Source organism: Neorhizobium fuzhouense, from assembly GCF_042611105.1.
Classification (GTDB): domain Bacteria; phylum Pseudomonadota; class Alphaproteobacteria; order Rhizobiales; family Rhizobiaceae; genus Neorhizobium; species Neorhizobium galegae_A.
The window spans coordinates 44,981-68,291 of sequence record NZ_JBHFFP010000004.1; the positions used below are offsets into that span (position 1 = coordinate 44,981).

21 protein-coding genes are annotated in these 23,311 nt (G+C 63.4%); 13 read left to right on the top strand and 8 right to left on the bottom strand.

The window, feature by feature from the left end:
• Window positions 1-39 precede the first annotated feature (39 nt).
• The 7 genes from leuC to ACEXP3_RS09015 all read left to right on the top strand — a co-directional run bounded on the left by leuC (window position 40) and on the right by ACEXP3_RS09015 (window position 7,319).
• Window positions 40-1,458 carry a 3-isopropylmalate dehydratase large subunit gene (leuC, locus tag ACEXP3_RS08985; RefSeq protein ID WP_377297196.1) on the top strand — a complete coding sequence of 473 codons (1,419 nt, stop codon included), beginning with the start codon at window positions 40-42 and terminating at the stop codon, window positions 1,456-1,458.
• A 1-nt stretch (window position 1,459) separates the two neighbouring features.
• Window positions 1,460-2,116: a 3-isopropylmalate dehydratase small subunit gene (leuD, locus tag ACEXP3_RS08990; protein WP_377296943.1), complete on the top strand. Its 657-nt coding sequence runs from the start codon at window positions 1,460-1,462 to the stop codon at window positions 2,114-2,116.
• Window positions 2,117-2,182: 66 nt separating this feature from the next.
• Complete coding sequence (locus ACEXP3_RS08995) at window positions 2,183-3,070, top strand: isocitrate lyase/PEP mutase family protein (protein WP_377296944.1); 888 nt, start codon at window positions 2,183-2,185, stop codon at window positions 3,068-3,070.
• Window positions 3,071-3,209: 139 nt separating this feature from the next.
• Complete coding sequence (locus tag ACEXP3_RS09000; protein ID WP_210106961.1) at window positions 3,210-3,734, top strand: flavin reductase family protein; 525 nt, start codon at window positions 3,210-3,212, stop codon at window positions 3,732-3,734.
• Window positions 3,731-4,885, top strand: a complete 1,155-nt coding sequence (locus ACEXP3_RS09005; RefSeq protein ID WP_377296946.1) for an iron-containing alcohol dehydrogenase — start codon at window positions 3,731-3,733, stop codon at window positions 4,883-4,885. Before ACEXP3_RS09000 ends, ACEXP3_RS09005 begins: the two co-directional genes overlap by 4 nt.
• Window positions 4,886-4,937: 52 nt before the next feature.
• On the top strand, window positions 4,938-5,699 hold the full coding sequence (locus ACEXP3_RS09010) for an SDR family NAD(P)-dependent oxidoreductase (protein WP_377296947.1): 762 nt from the start codon (window positions 4,938-4,940) through the stop codon (window positions 5,697-5,699).
• Between the two features lie 12 nt (window positions 5,700-5,711).
• Window positions 5,712-7,319, top strand: coding sequence for a GMC family oxidoreductase (locus ACEXP3_RS09015; RefSeq protein WP_377296948.1), 1,608 nt, complete (start codon window positions 5,712-5,714; stop codon window positions 7,317-7,319).
• 125 nt (window positions 7,320-7,444) lie between these two features.
• Here the strand turns inward: ACEXP3_RS09015 and ACEXP3_RS09020 are convergent, their stop codons facing one another.
• Genes ACEXP3_RS09020 through ACEXP3_RS09035 form a run of 4 tightly spaced genes read right to left on the bottom strand, consistent with a single transcriptional unit; the run spans window position 7,445 to window position 12,746 of the window.
• Window positions 7,445-8,830 carry an MmgE/PrpD family protein gene (locus tag ACEXP3_RS09020; RefSeq protein WP_377296949.1) on the bottom strand — a complete coding sequence of 462 codons (1,386 nt, stop codon included), beginning with the start codon at window positions 8,828-8,830 and terminating at the stop codon, window positions 7,445-7,447.
• Window positions 8,823-9,272 (bottom strand): hypothetical protein, encoded by a 450-nt coding sequence (locus tag ACEXP3_RS09025; RefSeq protein ID WP_377296950.1) that lies wholly within the window; start codon window positions 9,270-9,272, stop codon window positions 8,823-8,825. The genes ACEXP3_RS09020 and ACEXP3_RS09025 overlap by 8 nt, the downstream gene beginning before the upstream one ends.
• Complete coding sequence (locus ACEXP3_RS09030) at window positions 9,269-10,927, bottom strand: GMC family oxidoreductase (RefSeq protein ID WP_377296951.1); 1,659 nt, start codon at window positions 10,925-10,927, stop codon at window positions 9,269-9,271. The genes ACEXP3_RS09025 and ACEXP3_RS09030 overlap by 4 nt, the downstream gene beginning before the upstream one ends.
• A complete protein-coding gene (locus tag ACEXP3_RS09035; protein ID WP_377296952.1) occupies window positions 10,911-12,746 on the bottom strand; it encodes a dipeptide ABC transporter ATP-binding protein in 1,836 nt (611 codons plus the stop codon). The genes ACEXP3_RS09030 and ACEXP3_RS09035 overlap by 17 nt, the downstream gene beginning before the upstream one ends.
• Before the next feature lie 240 nt (window positions 12,747-12,986).
• Between ACEXP3_RS09035 and ACEXP3_RS09040 the strand changes: the two genes are divergently transcribed.
• The 6 genes from ACEXP3_RS09040 (at window position 12,987) to ACEXP3_RS09065 (ending at window position 19,400) form a co-directional block, all read left to right on the top strand.
• Window positions 12,987-14,726, top strand: coding sequence for an ABC transporter substrate-binding protein (locus ACEXP3_RS09040; RefSeq protein WP_377296953.1), 1,740 nt, complete (start codon window positions 12,987-12,989; stop codon window positions 14,724-14,726).
• A 51-nt stretch (window positions 14,727-14,777) separates the two neighbouring features.
• Window positions 14,778-15,803, top strand: coding sequence for an ABC transporter permease (locus tag ACEXP3_RS09045; RefSeq protein ID WP_210106973.1), 1,026 nt, complete (start codon window positions 14,778-14,780; stop codon window positions 15,801-15,803).
• Window positions 15,800-16,711 carry an ABC transporter permease gene (locus tag ACEXP3_RS09050; RefSeq protein ID WP_377296954.1) on the top strand — a complete coding sequence of 304 codons (912 nt, stop codon included), beginning with the start codon at window positions 15,800-15,802 and terminating at the stop codon, window positions 16,709-16,711. The genes ACEXP3_RS09045 and ACEXP3_RS09050 overlap by 4 nt, the downstream gene beginning before the upstream one ends.
• Before the next feature lie 45 nt (window positions 16,712-16,756).
• Complete coding sequence (locus tag ACEXP3_RS09055) at window positions 16,757-17,068, top strand: RedY/HapK family protein (protein ID WP_377296955.1); 312 nt, start codon at window positions 16,757-16,759, stop codon at window positions 17,066-17,068.
• A 4-nt stretch (window positions 17,069-17,072) separates the two neighbouring features.
• A complete protein-coding gene (locus ACEXP3_RS09060; protein ID WP_377296956.1) occupies window positions 17,073-17,912 on the top strand; it encodes an SDR family NAD(P)-dependent oxidoreductase in 840 nt (279 codons plus the stop codon).
• Between the two features lie 75 nt (window positions 17,913-17,987).
• Window positions 17,988-19,400, top strand: coding sequence for an FAD-dependent oxidoreductase (locus tag ACEXP3_RS09065; protein ID WP_377296957.1), 1,413 nt, complete (start codon window positions 17,988-17,990; stop codon window positions 19,398-19,400).
• 82 nt (window positions 19,401-19,482) lie between these two features.
• Here ACEXP3_RS09065 and ACEXP3_RS09070 read toward each other — a convergent pair whose 3' ends face one another.
• From ACEXP3_RS09070 to ACEXP3_RS09085, 4 genes are all read right to left on the bottom strand, one after another.
• Window positions 19,483-20,106 carry an isochorismatase family protein gene (locus ACEXP3_RS09070; protein ID WP_377296958.1) on the bottom strand — a complete coding sequence of 208 codons (624 nt, stop codon included), beginning with the start codon at window positions 20,104-20,106 and terminating at the stop codon, window positions 19,483-19,485.
• A 152-nt stretch (window positions 20,107-20,258) separates the two neighbouring features.
• Complete coding sequence (rutA, locus tag ACEXP3_RS09075; RefSeq protein WP_377296959.1) at window positions 20,259-21,341, bottom strand: pyrimidine utilization protein A; 1,083 nt, start codon at window positions 21,339-21,341, stop codon at window positions 20,259-20,261.
• 129 nt (window positions 21,342-21,470) lie between these two features.
• The gene (locus ACEXP3_RS09080; RefSeq protein ID WP_377296960.1) at window positions 21,471-22,754 is read right to left on the bottom strand and encodes a TRAP transporter large permease; all 1,284 of its coding nucleotides are present in this window, start codon (window positions 22,752-22,754) and stop codon (window positions 21,471-21,473) included.
• Window positions 22,754-23,284 (bottom strand): TRAP transporter small permease, encoded by a 531-nt coding sequence (locus ACEXP3_RS09085; RefSeq protein ID WP_377296961.1) that lies wholly within the window; start codon window positions 23,282-23,284, stop codon window positions 22,754-22,756. The genes ACEXP3_RS09080 and ACEXP3_RS09085 overlap by 1 nt, the downstream gene beginning before the upstream one ends.
• Between the last annotated feature and the right edge of the window lie 27 nt (window positions 23,285-23,311).

Genomic DNA, 23,311 nt, shown 5'->3' on the forward strand with positions numbered 1-23,311 from the left:
GAGGACGTGCGGCGTCCTGGGGAATGTATTGTGACCGGAATGAATTCGACGCCCAAAACCCTTTACGAGAAAGTCTGGGCAGACCACGTCGTGAAATCCTACGAGGACGGAACCGATCTCCTCTATGTCGATCGGCATCTGGTCCAGGAAGTCTCCAGTCCCCAGGCCTTTGCCGGTCTCGAAGCCGCCGGGCGCAAGATCCGCCGGCCGGATGCGCATATCTCCGTTGCCGATCATGCCGTTCCGACCCGGGATCGCGCAGCGGCCCTGCGGGATGGGCTTGCGGCGCGGCAGGTGGAGCGACTGGTCCAGAATACCGAGAAATTCGGCATTCCCTATATTCCGATGCGGGACCGGCGCCACGGCATCGTGCATGTCATCGGTCCGGAGCTGGGCTTCACCCTGCCGGGGGCGGTGCTGGTCTGCGGCGACAGCCACACCTGCACCCATGGCGCTTTCGGCGCGATTGCCTTCGGCATCGGTGCGAGCGAATGCGAATGCGTGCTTGCCACGCAGACGCTTCGCCAGCGAAAGCAGAAGACGATGCGCGTTCTCCTGGAGGGACGCCGCCCGGACGGCGTGGAGGTCAAGGATTTCATCCTGGCCGTCATCAGCAGCATCGGTGTCGGCGGTGGCGTCGGCTATGCGATCGAATATGCGGGTTCGGCCGTGCGCGATCTGTCGATGGAACAGCGCATGACCCTCTGCAATATGAGCATCGAGGCGGGCAGCCGGATCGGCATGGTCGGGCCTGATGACAAGACCTTCGATTATCTTCGCGGACGACCGCTCGCTCCTGCCGGTCAGGAGTGGGATGCAGCTGTCGAGGCGTGGCGGGGCCTTGCGAGCGAACCCGATGCGGTTTTTGATCGCGAAGTCGTCATCGACGTGAGCACGCTCGCTCCGTTCGTTTCGTGGGGAACCACGCCTGAGGAGTGCTCGCCGATCACCGGCCGGGTGCCGGATCCGGCCGAGGAGCCGGATGACGGGCGTCGACGCCGGCTGCAGCGGAGCCTCGATTACATGGCATTGACGCCGGGCATGCCGCTCACCGACATCCGGATCGATCGCGTGTTCATCGGCTCCTGCACCAACGGACGCATCGAGGATCTGCGCCGGGCAGCGGCTGTGGTCGACGGCCATCGTGTCGCCGATCATGTCTCGGCCATCGTCGTCCCGGGTTCTGCCGCCGTGCGCGCGCAGGCCGAACAGGAGGGCTTGGACCGCATATTCCTGGAAGCGGGCTTCGAATGGCGTTCGTCCGGCTGCTCCATGTGCGTGGCGATGAACGATGATCGCCTGTCGGAGGGCGAGCGTTGCGCGTCCACATCCAATCGCAATTTCGAGGGCCGGCAGGGCAAGGGTGGCCGCACCCACCTGATGAGCCCACCGATGGCCGCGGCAGCTGCGATCAGCGGCAGGCTCGCCGACGTCCGCAAACTGAGCATCGAGGCCTAGCATGAAGCCTTTCACGACGATCGAAAGTGTCGCCGCCTTCATCGATGAGGATGCGATCGACACCGATATCATTTTCCCGGCGCGCTTCCTGCTGTTGCTGGACAAGGCCGGGCTTGCCAAGCATGCGTTTCACGAACGCCGCCATGCGCCCGCCCTCAAGCAGCCCTTCATCCTGGATCGCGCGCCGTTCACCGCGGCGGAGATCCTCGTCGCGCGCAAGAATTTCGGCACCGGCTCCAGCCGGGAGCAGGCCGTCTGGTGCCTGGCGGACTTCGGCATCCGCTGCATCATCGCCGAAAGCTTCGGTGAGATCTTCTTCGCCAACTGTTTCAAGAACGGTGTGCTGCCCATCGTCAAATCCGGCGACGAGTTGAAGGAGATCCGGGAGGCCGCCGGCGAGGAACAGAAGATCGAAATCGATCTGGTGGATCGCACGATCCGCTTCCAGGACGGACGCGTGATGGCCTTCGAGGTCGATGACTACCGTCGCGATGCCCTGCTGAACGGGCTGGACGAGATAGGCTCGATCCTGCGCGACGACGGTGACGATATTGTCCGCTTCGAAGAGCGCCAGCGCGGCCGATCGCCATGGCTGCATCTCGACCCGCAGAAGCTTTCGACCTTCGCCGATCTCGGCAAGGAGAAGATCCTGGACTGACGGTTCGGCGCGCAACCGCGCACATCCTCAGATCAAGCCCCAACGTCCATCGAAAAGGCATTGTTAATGGCAAAACCCATCCTGAAACAGGCATTGGCGTCCGGTCAGTTCGTCGTAGCGCCCGGCATTCATGACATGATTGCCGCCGCTGTCTTCAACAAGAGCGGCCTCGAGTTCGCCTATGCCTCCGGCTATTGGATGGGCGCATCCGCCTACGGCCTGCCGGATGCCGGCATCGCAACCTATACGCAGATGGTCGATCGGGTCAGGACGCTCTGCAATACCGTCAATGCCGGTGTGATTGCCGATGCCGACACGGGCTATGGCGGCCTGCTCAACGTGCACCATACCGTCATCGGCTATGAAGAAGCCGGCGTGACGGCGATCCAGATCGAGGATCAGGAATTTCCGAAGAAATGCGGCCACACGCCGTTCAAGCGCATTGTTCCGACCATCGACATGGTGGAAAAGATCCAGGTCGCTTGCGATGCCCGCAAGAGCACCGACACGCTGATCATCGCGCGCACCGACGCCCGCCAGTCCGAGGGTTTCGAAGGCGCGATGAAGCGGATCGAGGCCTATGGCGCCGCTGGCGCGGATATCCTTTTCGTCGAGGCTCTGGAGAGCGATGACGAAATGCGCGAGGCCTGCCGCAGGCTCAACAAGCCGACCATGGCGAACATGGCCGATGGCGGCCTCACCCCGATCCGCAGCGCCGCTGAGTTGAAGGATCTCGGCTACAGCATGGCGATCTACCCCGCCGCAACGGGCCTTGCATCGGCGCAGGCGGCGGAGAATGTCTTTACTGCGCTGAAGACGCTCGGCACCTCGCAGTCGCCGGATGTCTCGCTCTTCTCCTTCCGCGAATTCAATTCGCTGATCGGCTTTGAAGATGTCTGGGAATTCGAACGCAAATGGGCCCGCGATCCGGCCAAGACGGACAGCGCGGCGTAACGGCAATCATAGCGACGTGGTTCGGGCGGTGGGAGTGGAAACGACCGCCCGGACGACCGAAAACGAGGCGAAAAATCGCCCGGCCTGAATCTGCACTCTCCAGGGTGCGATGAAAGGAAAACAAAAGAGGGACAAGAGCATGGACACGACCGAACGGGAAGGCGGCATCGCCGCGCAATTCAAGATCGGCATGCGTCGCCTGGCCTCCGGGGTCTCGCTCATCACCACCGGCCGTGGAGATGTGCGCGGGGGGCTGATCGCCACAGCCGTCAATTCCGTGAGTGCAGAACCGCCGACCTTGCTGATCTGCGTGAACCAGGGCGCTTCGGCGCATGATCTGATCGTCACGTCGGGAACCTTCTGCGTCAATTTCCTGCCGGCCAGCTGCGCCGACATCGCCGGACAGTTCAGCAGCTCGGCCCGCAAGGCCGAGCGCTTCGTCACCGGCGACTGGACAGAGATGGCCTCGGGCTCCCCGGCGCTCGCCTCGGCGCTTGCCGCGTTCGATTGCGAGGTGGTGCAGACGGTGTCCTACCATTCCCACACGATCTTCATCGGGCTCATCCGGGAGGTACGCCTCAGCGAAGGGGACGATCTCCCGCTGATCTATCTCGACCGCAATTTCCACTGCGGGGCCTCCTCCAAGATATCGTTGCCGGCATGAGCGGCTTTCAGTTCAGCACCACGAAATCCCTGATCTGCCGGCCCGGCGCGGCGGCCGATCTGGCGGCGAGTGTGGGCGCTCTCCTTGGGCAACACATTCTGGTCGTCACCGATCCCGGCATCCGCAAGCTCGGGCTGATCGATGCGGCGCTCGCATCGCTTGCCGCGGCTGGTTGCGAGGTTTTTGTCTTCGACGCGGTCGAGGCGGACCCGTCACGCGCGACATTGATGGCGGCGGTCGCGGCTGGCCAAACCTTCGGCGCAACCGGCGTCGTCGGTTTCGGCGGCGGTTCTTCGCTCGATGTCGCCAAGCTCGCAGCTCTTCTCCTGGGGTCCGACCAGCCGCTGGACGAGGCCTGGGGCGTCGGCAATGCGAAGGGTCCCCGCCTGCCGCTGGTCCTGGTTCCGACGACGGCCGGAACCGGATCCGAGGTGACGCCTGTTTCCATCATCACGGTCGAAAACGACGAGAAGCGCGGCGTATCGAGCGCTATCATCCTGCCGGATCTGGCGGTGCTCGACGCGGACCTGACGCTCGGACTGCCGCCCGCCATTACGGCCGCCACCGGGGTCGATGCCATGGTCCATGCAATCGAAGCCTTCACATCGAAAAGCCCCAACAACAATCCGCTGTCGCGCATGCTGGCACGGGAGGCGCTGCGCCTCCTGGGCGCAAATATCGAAACGGTCTGCGCCGAAGGATCGAACCGGTCAGCGCGGGAGGCCATGCTGCTGGGGTCGATGCTGGCGGGCCAGGCGTTTGCCAATTCGCCCGTTGCCGCGGTCCATGCGCTGGCCTATCCGATCGGCGGCATCTTCCATGTGCCGCATGGGCTTTCCAACGCACTGGTGCTTGCGCCTGTGCTGCGCTTCAATGCCGAGGTGCAGGCTGATCTTTACGACGAGATCGCCGCCGACGCCTTCCCCTCTCTGGCCGAGATGGGACAGGGGCGGACCAGCGCCTTCATCGACGCGCTCGTGTCGCTCGCAGCGCGTCTCAAGCTGCCGCCGCGGCTGAGAGATGTCGGGATTCCCGAGGATGCCCTGCCGCGCATGGCTGCCGACGCCATGAAGCAGCAGCGCCTTTTGGTCAACAACCCACGGCCGGTATCCGAGGCTGATGCACTGGCCATCTATCGCACGGCCTGGTGAACGCACCGGGCCGTCTTCGCTGGATTCGCTTCAACACTGGGAGAAAATGCAGATGGCCGATCATGCGGGCAAGACCGTTCTGATAACCGGAAGTGCAAGCGGCATCGGTCTGGCGATCGTCGAACGCTTCCTGTCCGAGGGGGCCAATGTCGCGGGCCTTGATCTGAAGCCGACCCGGGTGGACGACCCTTCGGACAGGCTGCTGTCGATCACCGCCGACGCGACGGACGAGGCCGCGGTGAACAAAGCCGTCGCCGATGTCGCCGACCGGTTCGGCAGGCTCGACGTCATGGTCTGCAATGCGGGCGTCATCGGCATCGGCTCGGTTGTCGACATGGATTTTGCCGAGTGGCGGCGGGTCACCGAAATCAACCTGAACAGCGTGTTTCTTGGCGCGCGGGCAGCAGCCCGCCAGATGATCGCCCAGGGTGGCGGAGGCGTGATCGTCAACGCCTCGTCCGGTGCCGGCCGAAAGGGAGCGGCCAATCTCTCCCACTACTGCGCCTCGAAGGCCGCCATCGTTTCGCTGACGCAGAGTTTGGCGATCGAACTCGCCCGCCATGACATCCGCGTGAACTGCTACACGCCCGGCCATATCGAGACGCCGTTCTGGAAGGACATCGCCGAGGGCTTTTCCCGGCTGACCGGGCAAACCGCGGATGACGTCATCGAAGGCTTTCGCCGCACGGTGCCGGCGGGCCGCTTCGGCAAGCCCTCGGATGTAGCCGCCGCCGTCTCGTGGCTTGCGACGTCGGATGCGGCCTATGTGAGCGGCCAGGCCATCGCCATGAACGGCGCGGAGATGCCGTATTGAGGGGAAAGCAGCATGCAGGCGTTCGACTATATCATCATCGGTGCGGGTTCTGCCGGCTGCGTTCTGGCCAACCGGCTGTCCGAGGATAGCAAGAACCGGGTTCTCCTGATCGAGGCCGGCGGCTCGGATCGCAACCCGGTCTTTTCCATTCCCCTCCTTGCCGGGGCTGCCTATTTCTGGAAGCCGAGCAACTGGCACTACGAGACCACTCCGCAACAGGGTCTGGACGGCCGCGTCATCAAGTGGCCGCGCGGCAAGGTGCTGGGCGGCTGCTCGACCATCAACGGCATGATGTACATGCGCGGCACCCGTCGCGATTACGACCTGTGGCGCCAGATGGGCCTGCCCGGCTGGAGCTATGAGGATGTCCTGCCCTATTTCAAGCGGGCCGAGCATAATCCGGAAAGACCGCAGAACAGGTTTCATGGTCAGGGAGGCCCGCTGCATGTCGAGCGCGCCAAGGCCGACAACCCTCTATACAGGGCCTTCCTGGAGGCCGGCTATGACGAGGGCATGCCCGCCAATGACGATTTCAACGGCGCGGTGCAGGAAGGCCTCGGCGTCTATGACTTCAACGTGCTGAACGGCCGCCGGGCCAGCAGCTCCACCGCCTATCTGCGCCCTGTCCTGTCGCGCTCCAATCTTGCCGTCTGGACCAAGACCCATGTGCTTGGGCTGGCCATGGATGGGCGACGCGTCACCGGCGTCAAGCTATCCCGTGGTTCCGCCCTCGAAACGATCACGGCGCGCGCCGAAGTGATCCTCAGCGCCGGCGCCATCAACTCGCCGCAGATCCTGCAACTGTCAGGCATTGGCGACGCTGACAGGCTGAAGGCACTCGGCATCGACCCGGTGCTGCACAGGCCCGAAGTCGGCCGTAACCTTCAGGATCACATGGGGGTCTATCTGAAATATGCGGCCAGCCAGAAGGTCACGCTGTTTTCGCTGTTCAGGCCGGACAGGGCGATCCGTGCGCTGACGCAAGCCTATCTCTTCGGCACCGGCCCCGCCTCCGCCGTGCCACTGGAGGCGGGCGGCTTTCTGAAGACGCGACCGGACCTCGATGAACCCGACATCCACATGACCTTCGTGCCGGGGCTCAATCTCGAAACCACGCGGGCCGGGCAAGGCGGTCACGGCTATCTGATCAGCTTCTACCAGCTTCGGCCGGAAAGCCGCGGCGAGGTGCATATCGTTAACAAAGACCCGCGCGCCAAGCCGCGCATGGATGCGGCCTATCTCTCGTCGGAATTCGACCGCCAGGTCATGCGCGACGGTGTGCGGCTTGCCTATCGCATCGGCGAGAACGCTAAGATGGCGTCCTATCGGGCAGCGTCGATCTCGCCTGTTGCTGCCGACATGGAAAGCGATGCCTCCATCGATGCCTGGGTTCGCCAGAGTGCCGGCACGACCTTCCACCCGACTGGCACCTGCCGCATGGGATCTGATGACGCCTCCGTCGTCGACGCCGAGCTGCGCGTGCGCGGCATCGATGGGCTGCGCGTCGTTGATGCCTCCATCATGCCGATGATCGTCAGCGGCAATACGTCGGCGCCCACGATGATGATCGCGGAAAAGGCTTCCGACATGATCTTGGGCAAGGCGCCGCTGCGCGGCTAAGGTGAATTCTGGCAGGGCATCTTCTTCTGCTGGATCAGCCCTTTTCAGCGCGAGAGTGAAGGCGGAGCATCAGCGACCGGCAAGCCTCAGCCTTGCCGGTTCGCCGAGTGTGCAGCCTTCCTCGATCAGGCGACAAGAAGCCGGACCACCTCTGCCACGTCTTCCACCTCTTCCAGGCGATCGACTAGGGCGATCAGTTCGTCGCCTTTCTGCGTGGAAAGGGCGGGCACGCGGCTCCAGCAGCGCCAGAACTTGTCGATGTTCTCCTCGCGCGTCAGCGGGAAATCCGGGTGGCCATAGACCGATGTGAGATCGACGCTGTGTTCGGCGCCCGATTTCAGGACGACGCTCACCGTCTGCGGTGTCATGGCCGCGTTGTCGGGGTTGGGTACTTCGATCACCGTCACGCGCGATGCAAAATCATGGGTGCGCGGATCGTTCAGCATCGCCTCGCCGATGAACTGGTCGACATCCACCACGCCGTGGTTGAGGAAGGTGCCGGCAACGAAGGCGAGGCAGAGCTTGGCGTAGTTCGGAGCGGGCGCCGGAATGTCCGGCCGCCCGACCAGGCGGTTGACCAGCGGCGGAACGATGCAGGTAATGGACTGGATATCGTCCGGCGCAAAGCCATGGGCCTTCAACAGCCGGTTCAGGCCGTCGATGACGCCATGGGTCAGGCGGCCGGACGGGAACGGCTTGTGCGACATGCGCTCCATCTGGAAACCTGAGAGCAGTTCGCGCTTGCCATGGGCGACGTCGAACTCGCCGTTTTCAAACAGGCGGAAATAGCCGTAGCGCCCCGTCAGCACGTCGCTCGGGCCCAGAATGCCGTTTGCCGCGAAATCGCAGGCAGCGATGGCCGCCCGCGCGTTGAAGCCGACCTGCATGCCGAGCAGGGGCGAGCCCTCCACATGCGGCTGCAGCGTGCCGCTCGACTGGCCGTACTGATTGCCGAGCGTGCGAATGATCGTCTCCGCGTCAAAGCCCTGCAGCTTGCCGAGCGCCGCCGCAGCACCGAAGCCGCCGGAAGCGGCGGGGCGAAAGAAGCGGATCGGCCCGCGGGCTGCCTTGCCCATGAAGATCGAGACATCGACGCCCATGACCATGGCCGTGATGAAGTCACGGCCGCTCACCGGATTACCTTGCGCCGAACGCCGCTCGCAATAGGCCATGACCGCGGAAAGGATGGTCGCCATCGGATGCAGAACCGCATCCTCGTTGACGCAGTCATATTCGAGGCTATGGATCTGGTAGGCGTTGACGAAGGCGGCCGCCGGTGCCGGAAGGCGCTCGCCGGTCACCCAGGCCGTCGCCTCGTCGCCTGTGCCCCAACTCGACGCGACGCGGATGATGCCATCGATCTTGAACCCGTGGCTGCCCGCAACACCGACGCCGAACGTGTCGAGCAGAAAGGTCTTTGCCCGCTCCACCGTTTCGGCCGGCAGAAGGTCGAAATGCGTCGCGACGACGCGATCGATCAGCCACGGAAGCGGATTTTCCTGTTCACTCATCATGCCTGTCCTTGCTGCGCTCAGGCGTCGTCGGACGCCAGCTCTGTGGATGGTTGCGAACGGTCGCCAGGACGGAGTCGTCGAAAGGCGCCATGACATAGCCGGCCGGCTGGGGAGGATTGCGGTAGCCCGTTTGTTCCGAAACGGCCGCGAGAACACGCGGATCGGTATAATAGACGCTGTAGAGCGCCTCGATCAGCGTCTGGAAGGCGGGCGCCATGGTTTGCTCCAGCCCCTCCAGAACTGCGCGCCGGCCCGCGGTGTCTAGCGTTTCAAACCCCTCCGGGAGTGCGCTCATCACTGCCTGGAGTGCCGTCGTCCAGTTCGGGCGAAACGCAAGGCGTTCCAGGCGAGCGACCCCTGATGCGGGCGGAAAACCCTTGCCGCCGGGAATGAGCGTATCGAGAAGGCAGGCACGCAGCCGGTCCCTGTCCGTGGTCATTGCGTGACCTCCGCCATGGTCTGTCGCCAACCCTTGCTGGTCAGTCCTGCCGGCGTCTCCTGTAAGCGCCGCTGCGCGATGATGCGGTCTGCGGTCCTCAGCGCAATCGCCTGGATCGTCGGGGTGGGATTGAGAGCCGCGGCCGTGACGAAGACGCTGCCATCGATGATGAAAAGGTTGTCGCAGTCATGGGCGCGGCAGTCGCCATCGACCACCGAACGGTCCGGATCCTCGCCCATTCTGGCCGTACCGAGCAAATGGAAGCCGGTATAGCGCAGCAGGCGCTGCGCCTTGATATCGGTGGCACCGGCCTCCTCGAAGGCGCGGGTCGCGCTGGCGATGCCGTGTTCGATCATGCGGCGGGTATTGTCCGAGATCCGGTAATGGAAGCGCGGGGCGGGAATGCCGTGACTGTCCTTCAGGTCGGGGTCGAGATCGATGAAATTGCTTTCCTCGGGCAGGTCCTCGGTTGTCACCGTCAGGCTTGCGGTGCGGCCGAAGCGCTCCAGGAAGGCGCCGTGATGCCCCTCCCCCCAGGGCAGCCGCGGCTGATGACCGCCGAGCGCAAAGGTGAGCGGCGCCTCGGAGCGCACCAGCTGCATCTGGTATCCGCGCTTGAAATCATGCTCGGACCGGGTCTCGTAAAAGTTCTGGCAGAGCAGCGTGCAGGCGAAGGCGCCCTCGAAATTGCGCTCCATGTCGGGAAAGACCGCCGACACCATGCCGGTCGGGTGGTGCATCAGCCGCTTGCCGACAAGGCCCGACCGGTTGGCGAGCCCCTCGGGATGCCGTTTTGATTTCGACAGGAGCAGGAGGCGTGCGGTGCCGGCGCCATTGGCCGCGAGGATGACGGTGCCGGCCGCGATATGCCGGGCCGCGCCGTTTTCGTCATAATAGGCGGCCCCGGTCGCCCGTCCCTTTGCATCGGTGGTGATCTCGAAGACCCGCGCACCTGTAACGAGCCTGGCGCCCGCCGCCAGTGCTGCGGGCCAATAGGTGATGTCGGCGCTTGCCCGCGCCAGCCGCGGACAACCCATGTCGCAGGGGCCGCAATGATTGCAGGCGCCGCGGCCGCGATAGGTGCGGCTGGTAATCGCGACATCCGAGACCCACCAGTTCCAGCCCAGCCGGTCGAAGGCCCTGGCCATGCGCTCGCCGCCGGGGCCAAGCGGAAGCGGCGGAAGCGGCCGCGGACTGCGCGGCGGATTGGCCGGATCGCCTGCAAGCCCCGAGACGCCCATGATCCGATCGTTGATGTCGTAATAGGGCTCGAGATCAAAGTAATCGATCGGCCAATCGTCACCCACCCCATCAAGGCTGCGGGTGCGGAAATCCGATGGCCTAAAGCGCGGAAACTGCGCGCCCCACTTGATGGTGCTGCCGCCGACGCCGTTGAACATGACCGGCTGGATCGGGGTGTCATCCTCGTTGACCGGATAGTCTTCAGGCAAGCCGCGGACATTCGGCGACCAGTGGTCGTTGAAATTGCGGGTCAGTTCCCAGTCGTCGCGCGTCGTCGGGGTGTCCGTGTGATCGCGCCAGTTGCCCTGTTCGAGGCAGGTGACGCGAAAGCCGGCAGAGGCCAGGCGCCAGGCGCAGGCTGCGCCGGAGGCTCCGGCGCCAATGATCAGGATCTCGTCAGACGAAGACGTCATTGCGCGCTCCCGGCATGTCCTGCGTCAGATCCGCCTGCTCCTGCGCGCGCCAACAGCGCACCCGGCGGCCCGTGACATCGCTCTTGAGCACCTGCCGCTCACGCTGGCAGCGATCGACACGATAGGAGCAACGGCTGTAGAGGAAGCAGCCCTCCGGAAGATCGACCGGGCTTGGGATTTCACCGGCAAGAGAATCCTCGTTCTCGCGGTCGACACGACGGTTTTCCGGGTCCGGCGCAAGGTGGGACGCAATCAGCGCCCGCGTATAGGGATGGCGCGGGTTTTCAAACAGCTCACGCGTCTGCCCGATTTCGACGATCTGCCCGAGATACATCACCGCCACCCGGTCGCAGACCTGGCTGATCGTGGAAAGATCGTGCGAGATGAACAGGAAAGAGAGGCCGAGTTCGGACTGCAGGCGCCGCAAGAGGGCAATGAGGCTGGCGCGCGAGGACGGCGCCAGGACAGACGTCGGTTCATCGAGAATGATGAATTCCGGCTTGGTCGCCAGCGACCGCGCGATGTTGACGCGCTGCAGGGCGCCGGCGCCAAGATCCCTCGGTCGGCGCGACAACATGCTTTCATCGAGCTCCACCAGCGCCATCAATTCGCGGATCCGCGCGGCGCGCTGCGTGCGGGTGAGCCCGGCATGGATCTCCAGGGGCTCCGACAGGATGCGTTCTATCGTCCAGCGGGCATCGACGCTGTCATAGGGATCCTGCAGCACGATCTGCATCTCTGCGCGGGCCTTCTTCAGCGCCGCGCCCCGGATGACGCGCAGATCCTGCCCCTTGAACGACAGGCGCCCGTCATCGGCCTCCGCAAGCTTGATGATCAGACGCCCGACCGTCGATTTGCCGGATCCGCTTTCGCCGACAAGCCCGACCGCCTCTCCGGGCTGGATCGTCAGGTCGACATCATTGACCGCATGCACACGCTTGGTGCTGTTGCTGATGGGAAAGGACTTCGACAGCGACGCGACATCCACGATTGGTAGGGCATCGTCGTCACTGGAGGCCGCAGGCATGGCCGCGGATGCCTCCACCCTGTGATGCGTCGTCCGGCGTCGCTTGAAATAGGCCCTGGTCTCGTCCTGATCGACGATGCGGCCCTGTTCGAGCACGACCACCCGGTCGCAATAATTGGCGACGATCCCGTCTTCCTGCGTCACGAGCAGGACGGAGGATTGGGTGGTGCGTACCGTCTTCCAGAGCTGATCCAGGAACTGCGCCTGGATCGTGACGTCGAGCCCGCTGGTCGGTTCGTCGGCAATCAGCAGTCCCGGCATGGAGCTCAGCGCCATCGCGATCAGCACGCGCTGCGCCATGCCGCCGGAGAGTTCGTGGGCGAAGGCATCGAGGCGCCGCTCGGGGTCGTTGATGCCGACCAGTCGCAGCATTTCGATAGCCCGCGCCCGGGCCTCATGGGCCGCTTTCGGCTGGTGCGCCAGCCAGGCATTGCCGATCTGCGCACCGACATTGATCATCGGATGAAGCGAGGCGCGGGGGTTCTGGACGATCAGGCCGATGTCCTTTCCCCGCACAGTGCGAAGCTCGGCTGCCGGAAGCGACAGCAGGTCTTGCCCGTTCAGCATCACGGTGCCGGAGGTAATCCTGCCGGGCGGCTTGACGAGGCCGAGCATAGCATAGGCGGCGGTAGATTTGCCGCTGCCGCTCTCTCCCAGGAGGCCGACGATCTCGCCCCTGCGGACCTCGAAGCTGACGGCGTCGAGCGCCTTTTTTCCATCGAAAGCGACCGTCAGGTCACGCACGTTGAGAAGGTCGCGACCCAGGTCGGGTGCGGCCGGTTGAGCTGTCATTCGTGTTCCCCTGAGCGTTGTTTTTCTGCGAACCGAACTTCATTATGAATTCGTATTCAAATAGCGCGCGCCGCCCTTGTCAACCGTAATTCTCAAGCAGGCCCTACAACAAACCGCAACGATACCGGGCGGAATTGCGTAAGCTACGCGATCTTTCTTTCTCCGGGTGCCTTGACAGCCAAACGCGTTCGAATGAATTATGAATTCGTATGCAAAATCCAATAAGGGGAACTACTCTCAATGCATGCATGCTCGAACCTTCCCGTATTCCTGCGTCAATCCGCTAAGCGAAGCGTCCTTGCTGCGCTGGCCGCAAGCACCCTGCTTGCCCCGGTCTCGTCTGCAAACGCGCAGGCGCCCGGCACCCTCGTCTTCCTTGCCGAAGACGTCCCCTCCGGGCTCGACATCGATGGTCCGTCGATTGCGATTCCGACCACCCAGCTCGGCATGATGCAACTCCTCGAGCCGCTCGTCGCCTATGAGTACAAATCCGCGCCGAATGAAGACGGCATCATCATGCCGGACTTTACCAAGCCGACCGGGCGGCTGCTTGAAAGCTGGGATTACGATCCCGCGACCTACAAGTGGACGCTTCATGTGCGCAAGAACGTCAAGAGCTGCGCGGGCAACACCCTCACCGCCGGCGACCTGATGTACACCTACGAGCGCGCGCTGAATGTCGGCGGCGCGGTGCCGAACGCCTGGTTCCTGATGAACATGTCGGGCGTCAAGGGCTTCACCCAGGATGTCTTCAGCACCGACAAGGCGGTTGCCGAGAAGGCGAAGAAGGGTCTCGGCCAGGGCATTCGCAAGATCGACGACTACACGGTCGAAGTATCGCAGGAAACGCCCAATCCGCTCTTGCTGGTCAACATGGCCGTGACGATCTCGCAGGGCGTGTTCGATTCCAAGGAGATGAAGGCTCACGCGACGGCCGCCGATCCGTGGAGCTACGATTACGCCAACAATACGAACCTGCCGTCCTTCGGGCCCTACTGCCTGGACAACTGGGTGAAGAACTCGGAAATCCGCTTCAAGGCCAACCCGAACTATTATCGCGGCAAGGCGCCGATCGAGACCGCCATCATTCGCAAGGTGCCGCAGGGCGGCAACCGCATCAGCATCCTGCGCTCTGGCCAGGCTCAGCTCATCCAGGGCATGACGCCAAACCAGTATGACAGCCTGCGCAAGATGCCTGGCGTCAAGGTGAGTGGTGTGACCGGCAACGAAGGCCTGTTCGTGGTGATGAACTTCAACACCGCCCCCTTCGACAACATCAAGCTGCGCCAGGCAATCGGCTATGCCATGCCCTATCAGCGCATCATCGACGTGGGCTATAGCGGCCAGGCCAAGCAGTGGGAAAGCGTCGTCGCCTCGACCTATCCGAGCTTCGTCAAATACGCGCCGCCCTATGGCTACGATCCGCAGAAGGCCAAGGCTCTGCTGGCCGAGGCCGGCTTCCCCGACGGCAAGGGTCTTGAGAAGTATGCCGACAAGTTCAAGCTCACCTATGTGGCGGAAAAGGAAACGACGCTCGGCCCGATCGTCAACCAGATCCGCACCGCGCTGACGGCGATCGGCATCCCGGTGACGCTCGATCCCATTCCGCAGACGCAGTATGGCGACCGTCAGATCGTCAAGAAGGACCTCGCCTTCGCCGTCAACGACCAGGAAAAGCCGATCGGCGTCGATACCGGCTACGCCATGCAGCTGTTCTTCGTGTCAAAGGCGGCCGGCGGCCTCAACAACATGATGAACTATGCCAATGCGGATCTGGATGCGCAGTGGGCGAAGGCCCGCGTCGAACCGGATACGGCCAAGCGCGATGCGATCCTCGCCGACATGCAGAAGACGCTGATGCATGATCTCGCCTGGTTGCCGCTGGTCGAGTTCAAGACCCAGTGGGCCCATTCGGACAAGCTGAGCGGGCTCTCCTGGAACCCGAGCAACTCGCTGCTGCTCTACGACCTGCACTACTGATGTGTCTTGCGGGGCCGCCACCCGCGGCCCCGGTTTCAACCGGAGTGCGACATGATCCGAAAGTTCATCCTCAAGCGGCTCGCAATCGGCGCGCTGCAGATGCTGGGCCTGACGCTTGCGGTGTTTTTTCTGGTGCGGATGCTTCCGGCCGACCCCGTCTCCCGCCTGGTCGGCCTCAACGCCTCGCCGGAAGCCTACGCCCAGGCCCAACGCAGTCTCGGCCTCGACAAGCCGGTGGTCACCCAGTTGCTCGAATATCTCGGGCTGGGCTCGGGTCCCGGCCTGCTCCAGGGCAATCTCGGCACCTCGTGGCTGACGAATGCCAGCGTCGTGTCCGAAATCGGCGCTTCGCTGCCCACCACGCTTGAACTCCTGACCTACAGCTTCGTGGTAACCTTGCTGATCGCCATTCCGGTCGGCGTCGCCAGCGCGTCGAACCCGGGCAAGTTCGTTGACAAGGCGGTCTTCGTCTACGGCCTCTTCGGCGGCTCGCAGCCGGAGTTCTGGTGGGGACTGCTGTTCGTTCTCATCTTCTTCGCCCAGTTGAACGTGGCGCCGGCGCCGCTCGGCATGATCGATCCGCTCCTGATCCCTCCGCCACGTGTCACGGGCTTCTACACACTCGATGCGGTGATCGCCGGCGATTTCCGGGCACTCATCGATATCTTCCATCATCTGATGTTGCCGATCCTGACGATGGTCTTCGTGCTCTCGGGCCCGGTGATCAAGATGGCGCGACAGAGCATGATCCGTGCTCAGGCGTCGGACTTCATCCTGTATGCCAATGCCGCGGGGCTGCGGCAGTCACAGGTGACCCGGTATTCGATGCGCGCAGCGATTGCCCCGACGATTACCCTCGTGGGCATCCTCTACGGGGTCATGCTCGGCGGCGCCGTGCTGGTGGAAAGCGTCTATTCCCTCGGCGGCATCGGCCAGTACGCCGTCCGCTCGGTTCTCGCCTTCGACTATCCCTCGATCCAGGGCATCGTCCTGGTGATCACGGCGATCTCGCTGCTGATCTACCTGGCGCTCGACATCCTCTATGCCGTCATCGATCCAAGGGTGGTGTATTCATGAGCGACATCACATCCGCTTCGTCCGCCATCGGCAAGCTGCCGCCAAAAGCGCGACCGGCCATCTCACCGCTTTTGACCTTCGCGGTGGTTTTCGCGCTCGGCGCGCTGATCCTTGCGGCCTTCGGCGAATATATCGTGCCATACGATCCGGTCGACAGTTCCTTCATCCCGAACATGCCGCCGCCGGCGCTGAGCGATGTCCCATCCCTCCTCTGGGGGACGCTCACGGGTACGGCTGCAGAACCCATCCACTGGTTCGGCACGGATTCCTCCGGCTTCGACGTCTTCTCGCGGGTGCTGTGTGCCCCGCGGATCGATCTGTCCATCGCGCTTGCATCCAATTTCCTCGCCATGCTGATCGGCATTCCGTTCGGGCTCGTGGCCGGCTATTTCCGCAATCCGCTGACCGAGCTGATGATGCGGGTCTCCGACGTCCTGCAATCCTTCCCGGTGTTCATCTCGGCGATGATCCTCGTGGCGCTGGGCGGCCAGTCGATCGCCAACGTGATCGTCGCCCTGTCGCTGCTCTATGCACCGATCTATGTGCGGCTGACCCGTTCCGAGGTGATGGCGCAGAAGAGCAAGGGCATGGTGGAGGCGTCGCGGGCGCTCGGGCAGAGCGAGTTGATGATCGCGATGAAACACGTGCTGCCCAATTCGATGGGACCCTCGCTGGTGCAGAGTTCCGTCACGATCGGCTTTGCCATCCTGCTCACCGCAGGCCTGTCCTTCGTCGGCGCCGGCGTGCGTCCGCCCAATCCGGAATGGGGCTTGATGATCTCGACCGGGGCCAATGACATCGTGCTTGGCCAATGGTGGACCTCGGTCTTTCCCGGCATCGCCATCTCGCTGACCGTCTTCGCCTTCGCCGTCATCGGCGACGCGCTGGAGCAACGCTACAACCGCTGACCCGGCTTTGGCCGCATGGTCAGCGCCATCACACGAGGACCCACGATGAGAGTGATCGTATTGTTCAACCTGCGCCCCGGCGTGACCGTCGCAGACTATGAAACATGGGCGAAGACGACCGACCTTCCCGTCGTCAACGCGCTGCCGTCGATCGAAAGCTTCCGCGTTTTCCAGGCGACCGGCGTCATGGGATCGGGCGAGGCCCCGCCCTACCAGTATATCGAAGTGGTCGACATTGCCGATGAAACCCAGTTCGGCGCCGATGTTTCCACCGATACGATGAAGCGGATCGCCGCGGAATTCCAGGCGCTCGCCGACAACCCGATCTTCGTCACCACCACCGAGCTGAAGGCGTGAACCGATGGAGAAAATTCTGAAGGGCAAGGTAGCGCTCGTAACCGGTTCGGGTAGACCCGGCGGGCTCGGCCAGGGGATCGCCCGGCATCTCGCCGATGCCGGCGCCTGCGTCATGCTGCACGATCGCGGCAGCCTGTCCGGCGACATCGCGCCGTCGCACGGCATCGGCACCTCGTCGGACCTCGAAGCGATGGCGGAAGAGATCCGTTCCCAGACCGGCACGGAAATCGCCACCGTCACCGGCGATCTGATGGACGAGGCGGCGATCGAAAACATGGTCGCTGCGACCGTCGAGCGCTTTGGCCGGCTGGATATCCTCGTCAACAACGCCGGCATCGGCTACCTGTTCGGCCCCACGACCGAGATCGACGCAAGCCATCTCGATGCGGTGCTCGGCGTCAATCTGCGGGCCGCGATCCTTGCCACCAAACATGCGGCCCGGCAGATGATCGCCCAGGGCCAGGGCGGGCGGATCATCAACATCGCCTCCCAGGCCGGCAAGTCGGGATTTGCGCTGGCGACGGCCTACACGGCTTCCAAGCATGGCATGATCGGCCTCACCCGCTCGACGGCCATCGAATTCGGGCCGCACGGGATCACGGTCAATGCGATCTGCCCCAACCACGTCACCACGGGGCTCGGCAGCTGGCAGAACGACTTCATGTCCTCCGCTCGCGGCCAGACCAAGGACCAGTATCTTGCCGAGATGCGCGCCCGCATTCCGCTCGGCCGGACGGGCACGCCGGACGATATCGCAAAGGCCGCGGTCTTTTTATGCTCTTCGGCGGCAGACTACATCACGGCCGAAGCCATGAACGTCTCCGGCGGCGAGGAGTATCATTGATGCCACGCGCAGGGAGGGCCGGCGGTATCGGCCGCGCTCACACATTTCTCAATCAGCATTGGAAGGAAGTGAATCATGTCTGGTCTGGACAGATCGGCCGTCGCGTTTGATGTCGAATTCCCGGTGGTCGTGGTCGGCGCCGGCGCTGCGGGACTGACCGCTGCGCTCGCCGCCCGCGACGCAGGTGCCGAAGTCTTGCTGCTGGAGCGCGACGAGACGCCGCGCGGCAGCACCAGCATGTCGCAGGGCTATGTCTGCGCCGCCGGCAGCAAGATCCAGCGGGCCGCCGGCATCGAGGACGATGCGGAGCGTTTCTACGCGGACATCATGGCGCGCACGCGCGGCACCGCCAATCCCGATCTGGCGCGCACGGTCTCCGACAATGCCGGCCGCGCCATCGACTGGCTGGTGGAGAACCACAAGATCCCCTTCGAGATGAACCTGACCTGGGGCGGCTTCTTCGGCCATTCCGTCAACCGCATGCATGGCGTGCCCTCCAAGCGCGGCGAAGAGCTCCATGGCGCCCTGATCCGGGCTGCGGAAGAGGCAGGCGTCAATCTCGTCACCGGAGCCCATGTCGACAAGGTCTTTGCCGACGAGACCAACACGGTGGTGGGCGTGCGGGTGAGGCGCGCCGACGGCAGCGAGGAACTGGTGGGCTGCCAGACGCTCGTGCTCACCACCTGCGGCTTCGGCGCCAATCTCGAAATGGTAAAGACCTATATTCCGAGCTTCGGCCAGGCGGCGAACTACCGCTATTTCGGCCACGAGGGCAACGAGGGCGAAGGCATCGAATGGGGCAGAGACCTCGGCGCCGCCCTCGGCAGCATGGATGCGTTCCAGGGCTATGGTGCGCTGACGGAGCCCTATGGCATCATCGCCAATTACGATATGGTGATGAACGGCGCGGTCACCGTCAACATCGAGGGCAAGCGCTTCTCCAATGAAAATGCCGATATCTCGGCCCAGGCGCTGAACATCCTGGCGCAGCCGGAGGGCACGGGCTGGATCATCTTCGACGATGCCCGGCGCGCCATCGTCGAGAACCTGCCGGAGTTCAGGGATCTCGTTACCCTCGGCGGCGTCCGGACCGCACCCGACGCCGATCAGCTGGCAGCGCTCATTCGCGTTCCCCCTGACGCCCTGAAGGACACCCTCGCCGAGGTCGAGAAAATGACCCGGGGCGAGATGGCGTGCCCCTTCGGTCGCGACTTCAGCAAGTCCGCACCGCTGTCCGGCACCCTGCATGCACTAAAGACCACGGGCGCACTGTTTCATACGCAAGGCGGGCTGAAGGTGAACAGCAAGGCGCAGGTGATCCGCGCCGACGGCACGCCGCTGCCGAACCTCTTTGCCGGGGGCGGCACGGCTGAAAGCATTTCCGGCACCGGCTGCAACGGCTACCTGCCGGCCGCCGGCCTCTGCATGGCCGTGACGCTCGGCATGCTCGCAGGCGCATCTGCTGCCGAACTGGCGGCGAGCGCCTGAAGAGACTGACGGCACGAAAAGGCCGGCTGCGTGATCATCACGCAGCCGGCCTTTCTTCGAGGAAAGCGGCAAGAGCAGTCGGCTACAGCGACTGCAGGTGAGCGACGATTTCGTCTTCCGTCACCACATCCGCATATTTGGCGTTCATGTCGAACAGATTGGCCTCGTGCGGGCCAGGATGGCGATCACCACAGGCATCGCGCACGACCGTTGTGATGAAACCATGCGACATGGAATCGACGCAGGAGGCGCGAACGCAGCCACTGGTCGTAAGCCCGGTCAGGATGACGTTGTCGACGCCCAGCGACGTCAGCAATGACGCCAGCGACGTGCCGAAGAAGGCGCTCGGATACTGTTTCATCACCACGAATTCGTCCGGATAGGGCGTGAGCCCCTTGGCGAAGGCACCCATCGGATTGCCTGCCGTGAAGGCCTTGAGCGGCTTTGCCTTCTGGAAAAAGCGTCCGCCGTCGGCGCCGCTTGGATGCAGCAGTACGCCCGTCAGGATGATGGGGATCTTCTTGGCCCGCGCGACCTCGCGGATCCTGAGGGCGCTTGCCAGGGCTTCATCGACGCCGGCATAGAGCGGATCCGTGGGCTCGTAATAGGCCTCAGCGAAATCGACCAAAACCAGCGCCGGCGACTTACCGAAACCGACCCGGTTGTCATAGGCCTTCCGGTAATTCTCCATCAAATTCTCAGACATGCTCGATCCTTTGCAGAGGGTGCCTGCACACCCGGATTGGTCGACAGTCGGGTCCGGCGCGGACGCGCGTGCCGTCCCCCCTGTCGAAGCACGCTCCAGACCTTGCCCTCGTGGCAAGCAGCCTGGAACGGTCGTTCTCGGGACTTTCCAGCCTATTCGCCCGCGATCTGGATATTGGACCGGGTCTTCATCAACGGCTGCACATGCTGGCCGAACTGGTCGAGGCCGATCAGGAAGTCGTCGAAGGTCAGCATCAGGCCTTTGGTGCCCGCCACCGCGCCGGCCTCATCGAGCATTCTCGCGACGGTTTCGTAGGATCCCACGATGGTGCCGATATTCATGTTGACCGCGCCTTCCGGCAGATTGATCGACTTGGCGGTGGAAGACGCATCGGCATTGGCGTCCTTGCTGCCCTGGTCGGCCATCCAGGCGAGCGCGCTGATATCGGCGCCGTCCTTGTATTTCTGCCACTTGGCCATCGCCAGTTCGTCGGTCTCGTCCATGATGACCATGAACAGCACATAGGCGCCGACATCGCGGCCCGTCTTGGCTGCAGCTTCCATCAGGCGTTCATTGCCGGCAGCATAGGCGGTTGGCGTGTTGATGCCGACACCGAGCACGAAATTGTAGTCGGCATATTGCGCGGCAAATTCCATGCCCCGCGGGCTTTGGCCGGCCGCGACGATCTCGATCTTGTTCTCCGGCATCGGCTTCATCATGCAATCCTTCATGGTGAAGTGCTTGCCGTCGAAGGTGCATTGGCCGTTCTGCCAGAGCTCTTTCAAGACGTGGACATATTCGCTCGAATAGTCGTAGCGATATCCGAAATAGTCATCACCGGGCCACATGCCCATCTGGTCATATTCCGCCATCTGCCAGCCCGAGACGATGTTGATACCGAAGCGGCCAGGCGCCACGGAATCGATGGTGGTCGCCATGCGCGCGACGATTGCCGGCGGCAGCGTGATGACGGCGGTCGAGGCGAAGAGCTTGATACGGTTGGTAACGGCCGCGAGGCTCGCCATCAGCGTGAACGACTCCAGATTGTAGTCCCAGAATTCGGACTTGCCGCCGAAGCCGCGCAGCTTGATCATCGAGAGCGCGAAGTCGAAGCCGTATTGTTCGGCCTTCTGGACCACCTGCTTGTTGAGATCGAAGCTGGGCTTGTATTGCGGCGATTCCGTCGAGATCAGCCAGCCATTGTTTCCGATCGGAATGAAGACACCGATATTCATCATATTCCCCCTTTGCTTGGTGATGTTGTTGAGTTCTGGCGATCATTCGACAGAGCCGGAGCGCGCGGCGCGTGAAGGCTCGTCGTGTGTCGCAAAGCGTGGCTGCCCATGCGCTCTTTCCGCGGCCTCCTAGATCAAGCTCGGCAGCCACAGAACGATTTGCGGAAAGAGCGTGATCAGCAGCGTGAAGGCGACCATGACCAGGAAGAAGGGAATGATCGACTTCGACACGGCGCCAAGGCTCGCACCCGTCAGGTTCTGGACGACGAAGAGGTTGAAGCCGACCGGCGGCGTGATGGCGCCCATTTCGGCGACAAGGACCAGGAATATGCCGAACCAGATCGGATCATAGCCTGCCGCATTGATGAGCGGAAACGTGACCGGAAGCGTCATCACGATCATCGATGTTCCGTCCAGGAAGCAGCCCAGGATGACATAGAAGACGATCAGCACGGCGATCAACGCGACCGGTGACAAATGGAGAGAGGCGACGAATGCCCCGACCTGACCAGGTATCCCGAGAAAGGCCATGGCCTTGGCGAGAAACAGAGCCCCGCCGAGGATAAGGCCCAGCATGGCGCAGGTCCGCACTGAGGATGCCGTGGCCGCCATCAGCAGTTTTACGGTCAGCACGCGCTCGTAGGTTGCAATGGCCAATGAGCCGAACACGCCCATGACCGCCGCTTCGCTCGGCGTCGCGATCCCGCCATACATCGAGCCGATGACGAGGAGGATCAGGGACACCATCGGCAGCAGCCCAATGGTGGCCTTGAGCTTTTCAGCCAGCGTCATCGTGATTTTTTCGTCCGGCACCACATTCGGAAAGAGGATGGCGTGGATCATGACGTAGAGGCTGAAGCAGGACGCCAGCAACAGGCCCGGTACGATGCCGGCCGTGAAGAGTTCGAGTACCGAAACCCCGGTCAGCACGCCGTAGACGATCAGCACAAGGCTTGGCGGTATCAGCAGGCCGAGCGCGCCGGCACTGGCGAGCGATCCCATGGCGATGGAAGGCTGGTAGCCGCGGCGCAGCAGTTCCGGCAAGGTGATCTTGCCGATGGTGGCAGCGGTCGCTGCCGAGGAACCGGATGCGGCTGCGAAGATCGTGCTGCCGAGCACGTTGATGTGCAGCAGCCGACCGGGGATCGGCGAAACCCAGGGCGCAAGGCCGCGGAAAAGCTGTTCGGCAAGCCGGGTGTGGAACAGGATGTCGCCCATCAGGATGAACAGCGGCAGCGCCACCAACTCCGGTGAGGTGAGGCTCGTCCAGACATCCTGGCCGAGCAGACGGATCACCGGCATGGTCTTGAAGATCTCAAGCCCGATGACGCCGATACCGACCAGCGACAACCCAACCCAGACCGAGGAGCCGAGAAGCACCAGAGCCAGGAGCAAAATCGTGACCATCGCCATCAGTGAGCTCCTGCGCCTGTTTCGGCGCTATCCGGCCGCAGCTCGGGTTCCAGGCCGGCCAGAAGCCGGATGAGGCGTGCAACAAGAGAGATGACGAAGATGCCCAGCATCGCCGCCGTTGCCGCCTGCGGATAACCGAGCGGCGTACCGCTCGCGTAGAACGACACCGTGCCGTAGCGGAAGCTGCCGATAGCGAGCATCGCCAGGGCGCTGCAGAGATAGCCGGCAAGCGCGATGCCGACGATGGTGCAGCCTATGTCGAGGCCCCTCGCCGCCCCCTTGCCGAGAGCCTGCGGGAGCATGGCCACACGAATGTGGCCACCTTCGCGGATAGCCTGCCCACCGCCGCCGAGCAGCACGGCCGCAAGCAGATAGCCGTTATATTCGACGACGAAGGACAGGGATGACGAGAAGAACGTGCGCAGCAGCACTTCCGCACCATCCATCAGCACAAGCGCAGCAAGGCTGATGCCTGCGAAGATGGCACCGAAGCGCGACAGTCCGTCTGAAATCTTGAGGAAAATATGCATCTGCCTACCGGATTTGCGAGCCACGAC

Coding starts and splice junctions, on each gene's coding strand:
- leuC (WP_377297196.1), top strand. CDS start 40: ATGAATTCGACGCCCAAAACCCTTTACGAGAAAGTCTGGGCAGACCAC.
- leuD (WP_377296943.1), top strand. CDS start 1,460: ATGAAGCCTTTCACGACGATCGAAAGTGTCGCCGCCTTCATCGATGAG.
- ACEXP3_RS08995 (WP_377296944.1), top strand. CDS start 2,183: ATGGCAAAACCCATCCTGAAACAGGCATTGGCGTCCGGTCAGTTCGTC.
- ACEXP3_RS09000 (WP_210106961.1), top strand. CDS start 3,210: ATGGACACGACCGAACGGGAAGGCGGCATCGCCGCGCAATTCAAGATC.
- ACEXP3_RS09005 (WP_377296946.1), top strand. CDS start 3,731: ATGAGCGGCTTTCAGTTCAGCACCACGAAATCCCTGATCTGCCGGCCC.
- ACEXP3_RS09010 (WP_377296947.1), top strand. CDS start 4,938: ATGGCCGATCATGCGGGCAAGACCGTTCTGATAACCGGAAGTGCAAGC.
- ACEXP3_RS09015 (WP_377296948.1), top strand. CDS start 5,712: ATGCAGGCGTTCGACTATATCATCATCGGTGCGGGTTCTGCCGGCTGC.
- ACEXP3_RS09020 (WP_377296949.1), bottom strand. CDS start 8,830: ATGAGTGAACAGGAAAATCCGCTTCCGTGGCTGATCGATCGCGTCGTC.
- ACEXP3_RS09025 (WP_377296950.1), bottom strand. CDS start 9,272: ATGACCACGGACAGGGACCGGCTGCGTGCCTGCCTTCTCGATACGCTC.
- ACEXP3_RS09030 (WP_377296951.1), bottom strand. CDS start 10,927: ATGACGTCTTCGTCTGACGAGATCCTGATCATTGGCGCCGGAGCCTCC.
- ACEXP3_RS09035 (WP_377296952.1), bottom strand. CDS start 12,746: ATGACAGCTCAACCGGCCGCACCCGACCTGGGTCGCGACCTTCTCAAC.
- ACEXP3_RS09040 (WP_377296953.1), top strand. CDS start 12,987: ATGCATGCATGCTCGAACCTTCCCGTATTCCTGCGTCAATCCGCTAAG.
- ACEXP3_RS09045 (WP_210106973.1), top strand. CDS start 14,778: ATGATCCGAAAGTTCATCCTCAAGCGGCTCGCAATCGGCGCGCTGCAG.
- ACEXP3_RS09050 (WP_377296954.1), top strand. CDS start 15,800: ATGAGCGACATCACATCCGCTTCGTCCGCCATCGGCAAGCTGCCGCCA.
- ACEXP3_RS09055 (WP_377296955.1), top strand. CDS start 16,757: ATGAGAGTGATCGTATTGTTCAACCTGCGCCCCGGCGTGACCGTCGCA.
- ACEXP3_RS09060 (WP_377296956.1), top strand. CDS start 17,073: ATGGAGAAAATTCTGAAGGGCAAGGTAGCGCTCGTAACCGGTTCGGGT.
- ACEXP3_RS09065 (WP_377296957.1), top strand. CDS start 17,988: ATGTCTGGTCTGGACAGATCGGCCGTCGCGTTTGATGTCGAATTCCCG.
- ACEXP3_RS09070 (WP_377296958.1), bottom strand. CDS start 20,106: ATGTCTGAGAATTTGATGGAGAATTACCGGAAGGCCTATGACAACCGG.
- rutA (WP_377296959.1), bottom strand. CDS start 21,341: ATGAATATCGGTGTCTTCATTCCGATCGGAAACAATGGCTGGCTGATC.
- ACEXP3_RS09080 (WP_377296960.1), bottom strand. CDS start 22,754: ATGGCGATGGTCACGATTTTGCTCCTGGCTCTGGTGCTTCTCGGCTCC.
- ACEXP3_RS09085 (WP_377296961.1), bottom strand. CDS start 23,284: ATGCATATTTTCCTCAAGATTTCAGACGGACTGTCGCGCTTCGGTGCC.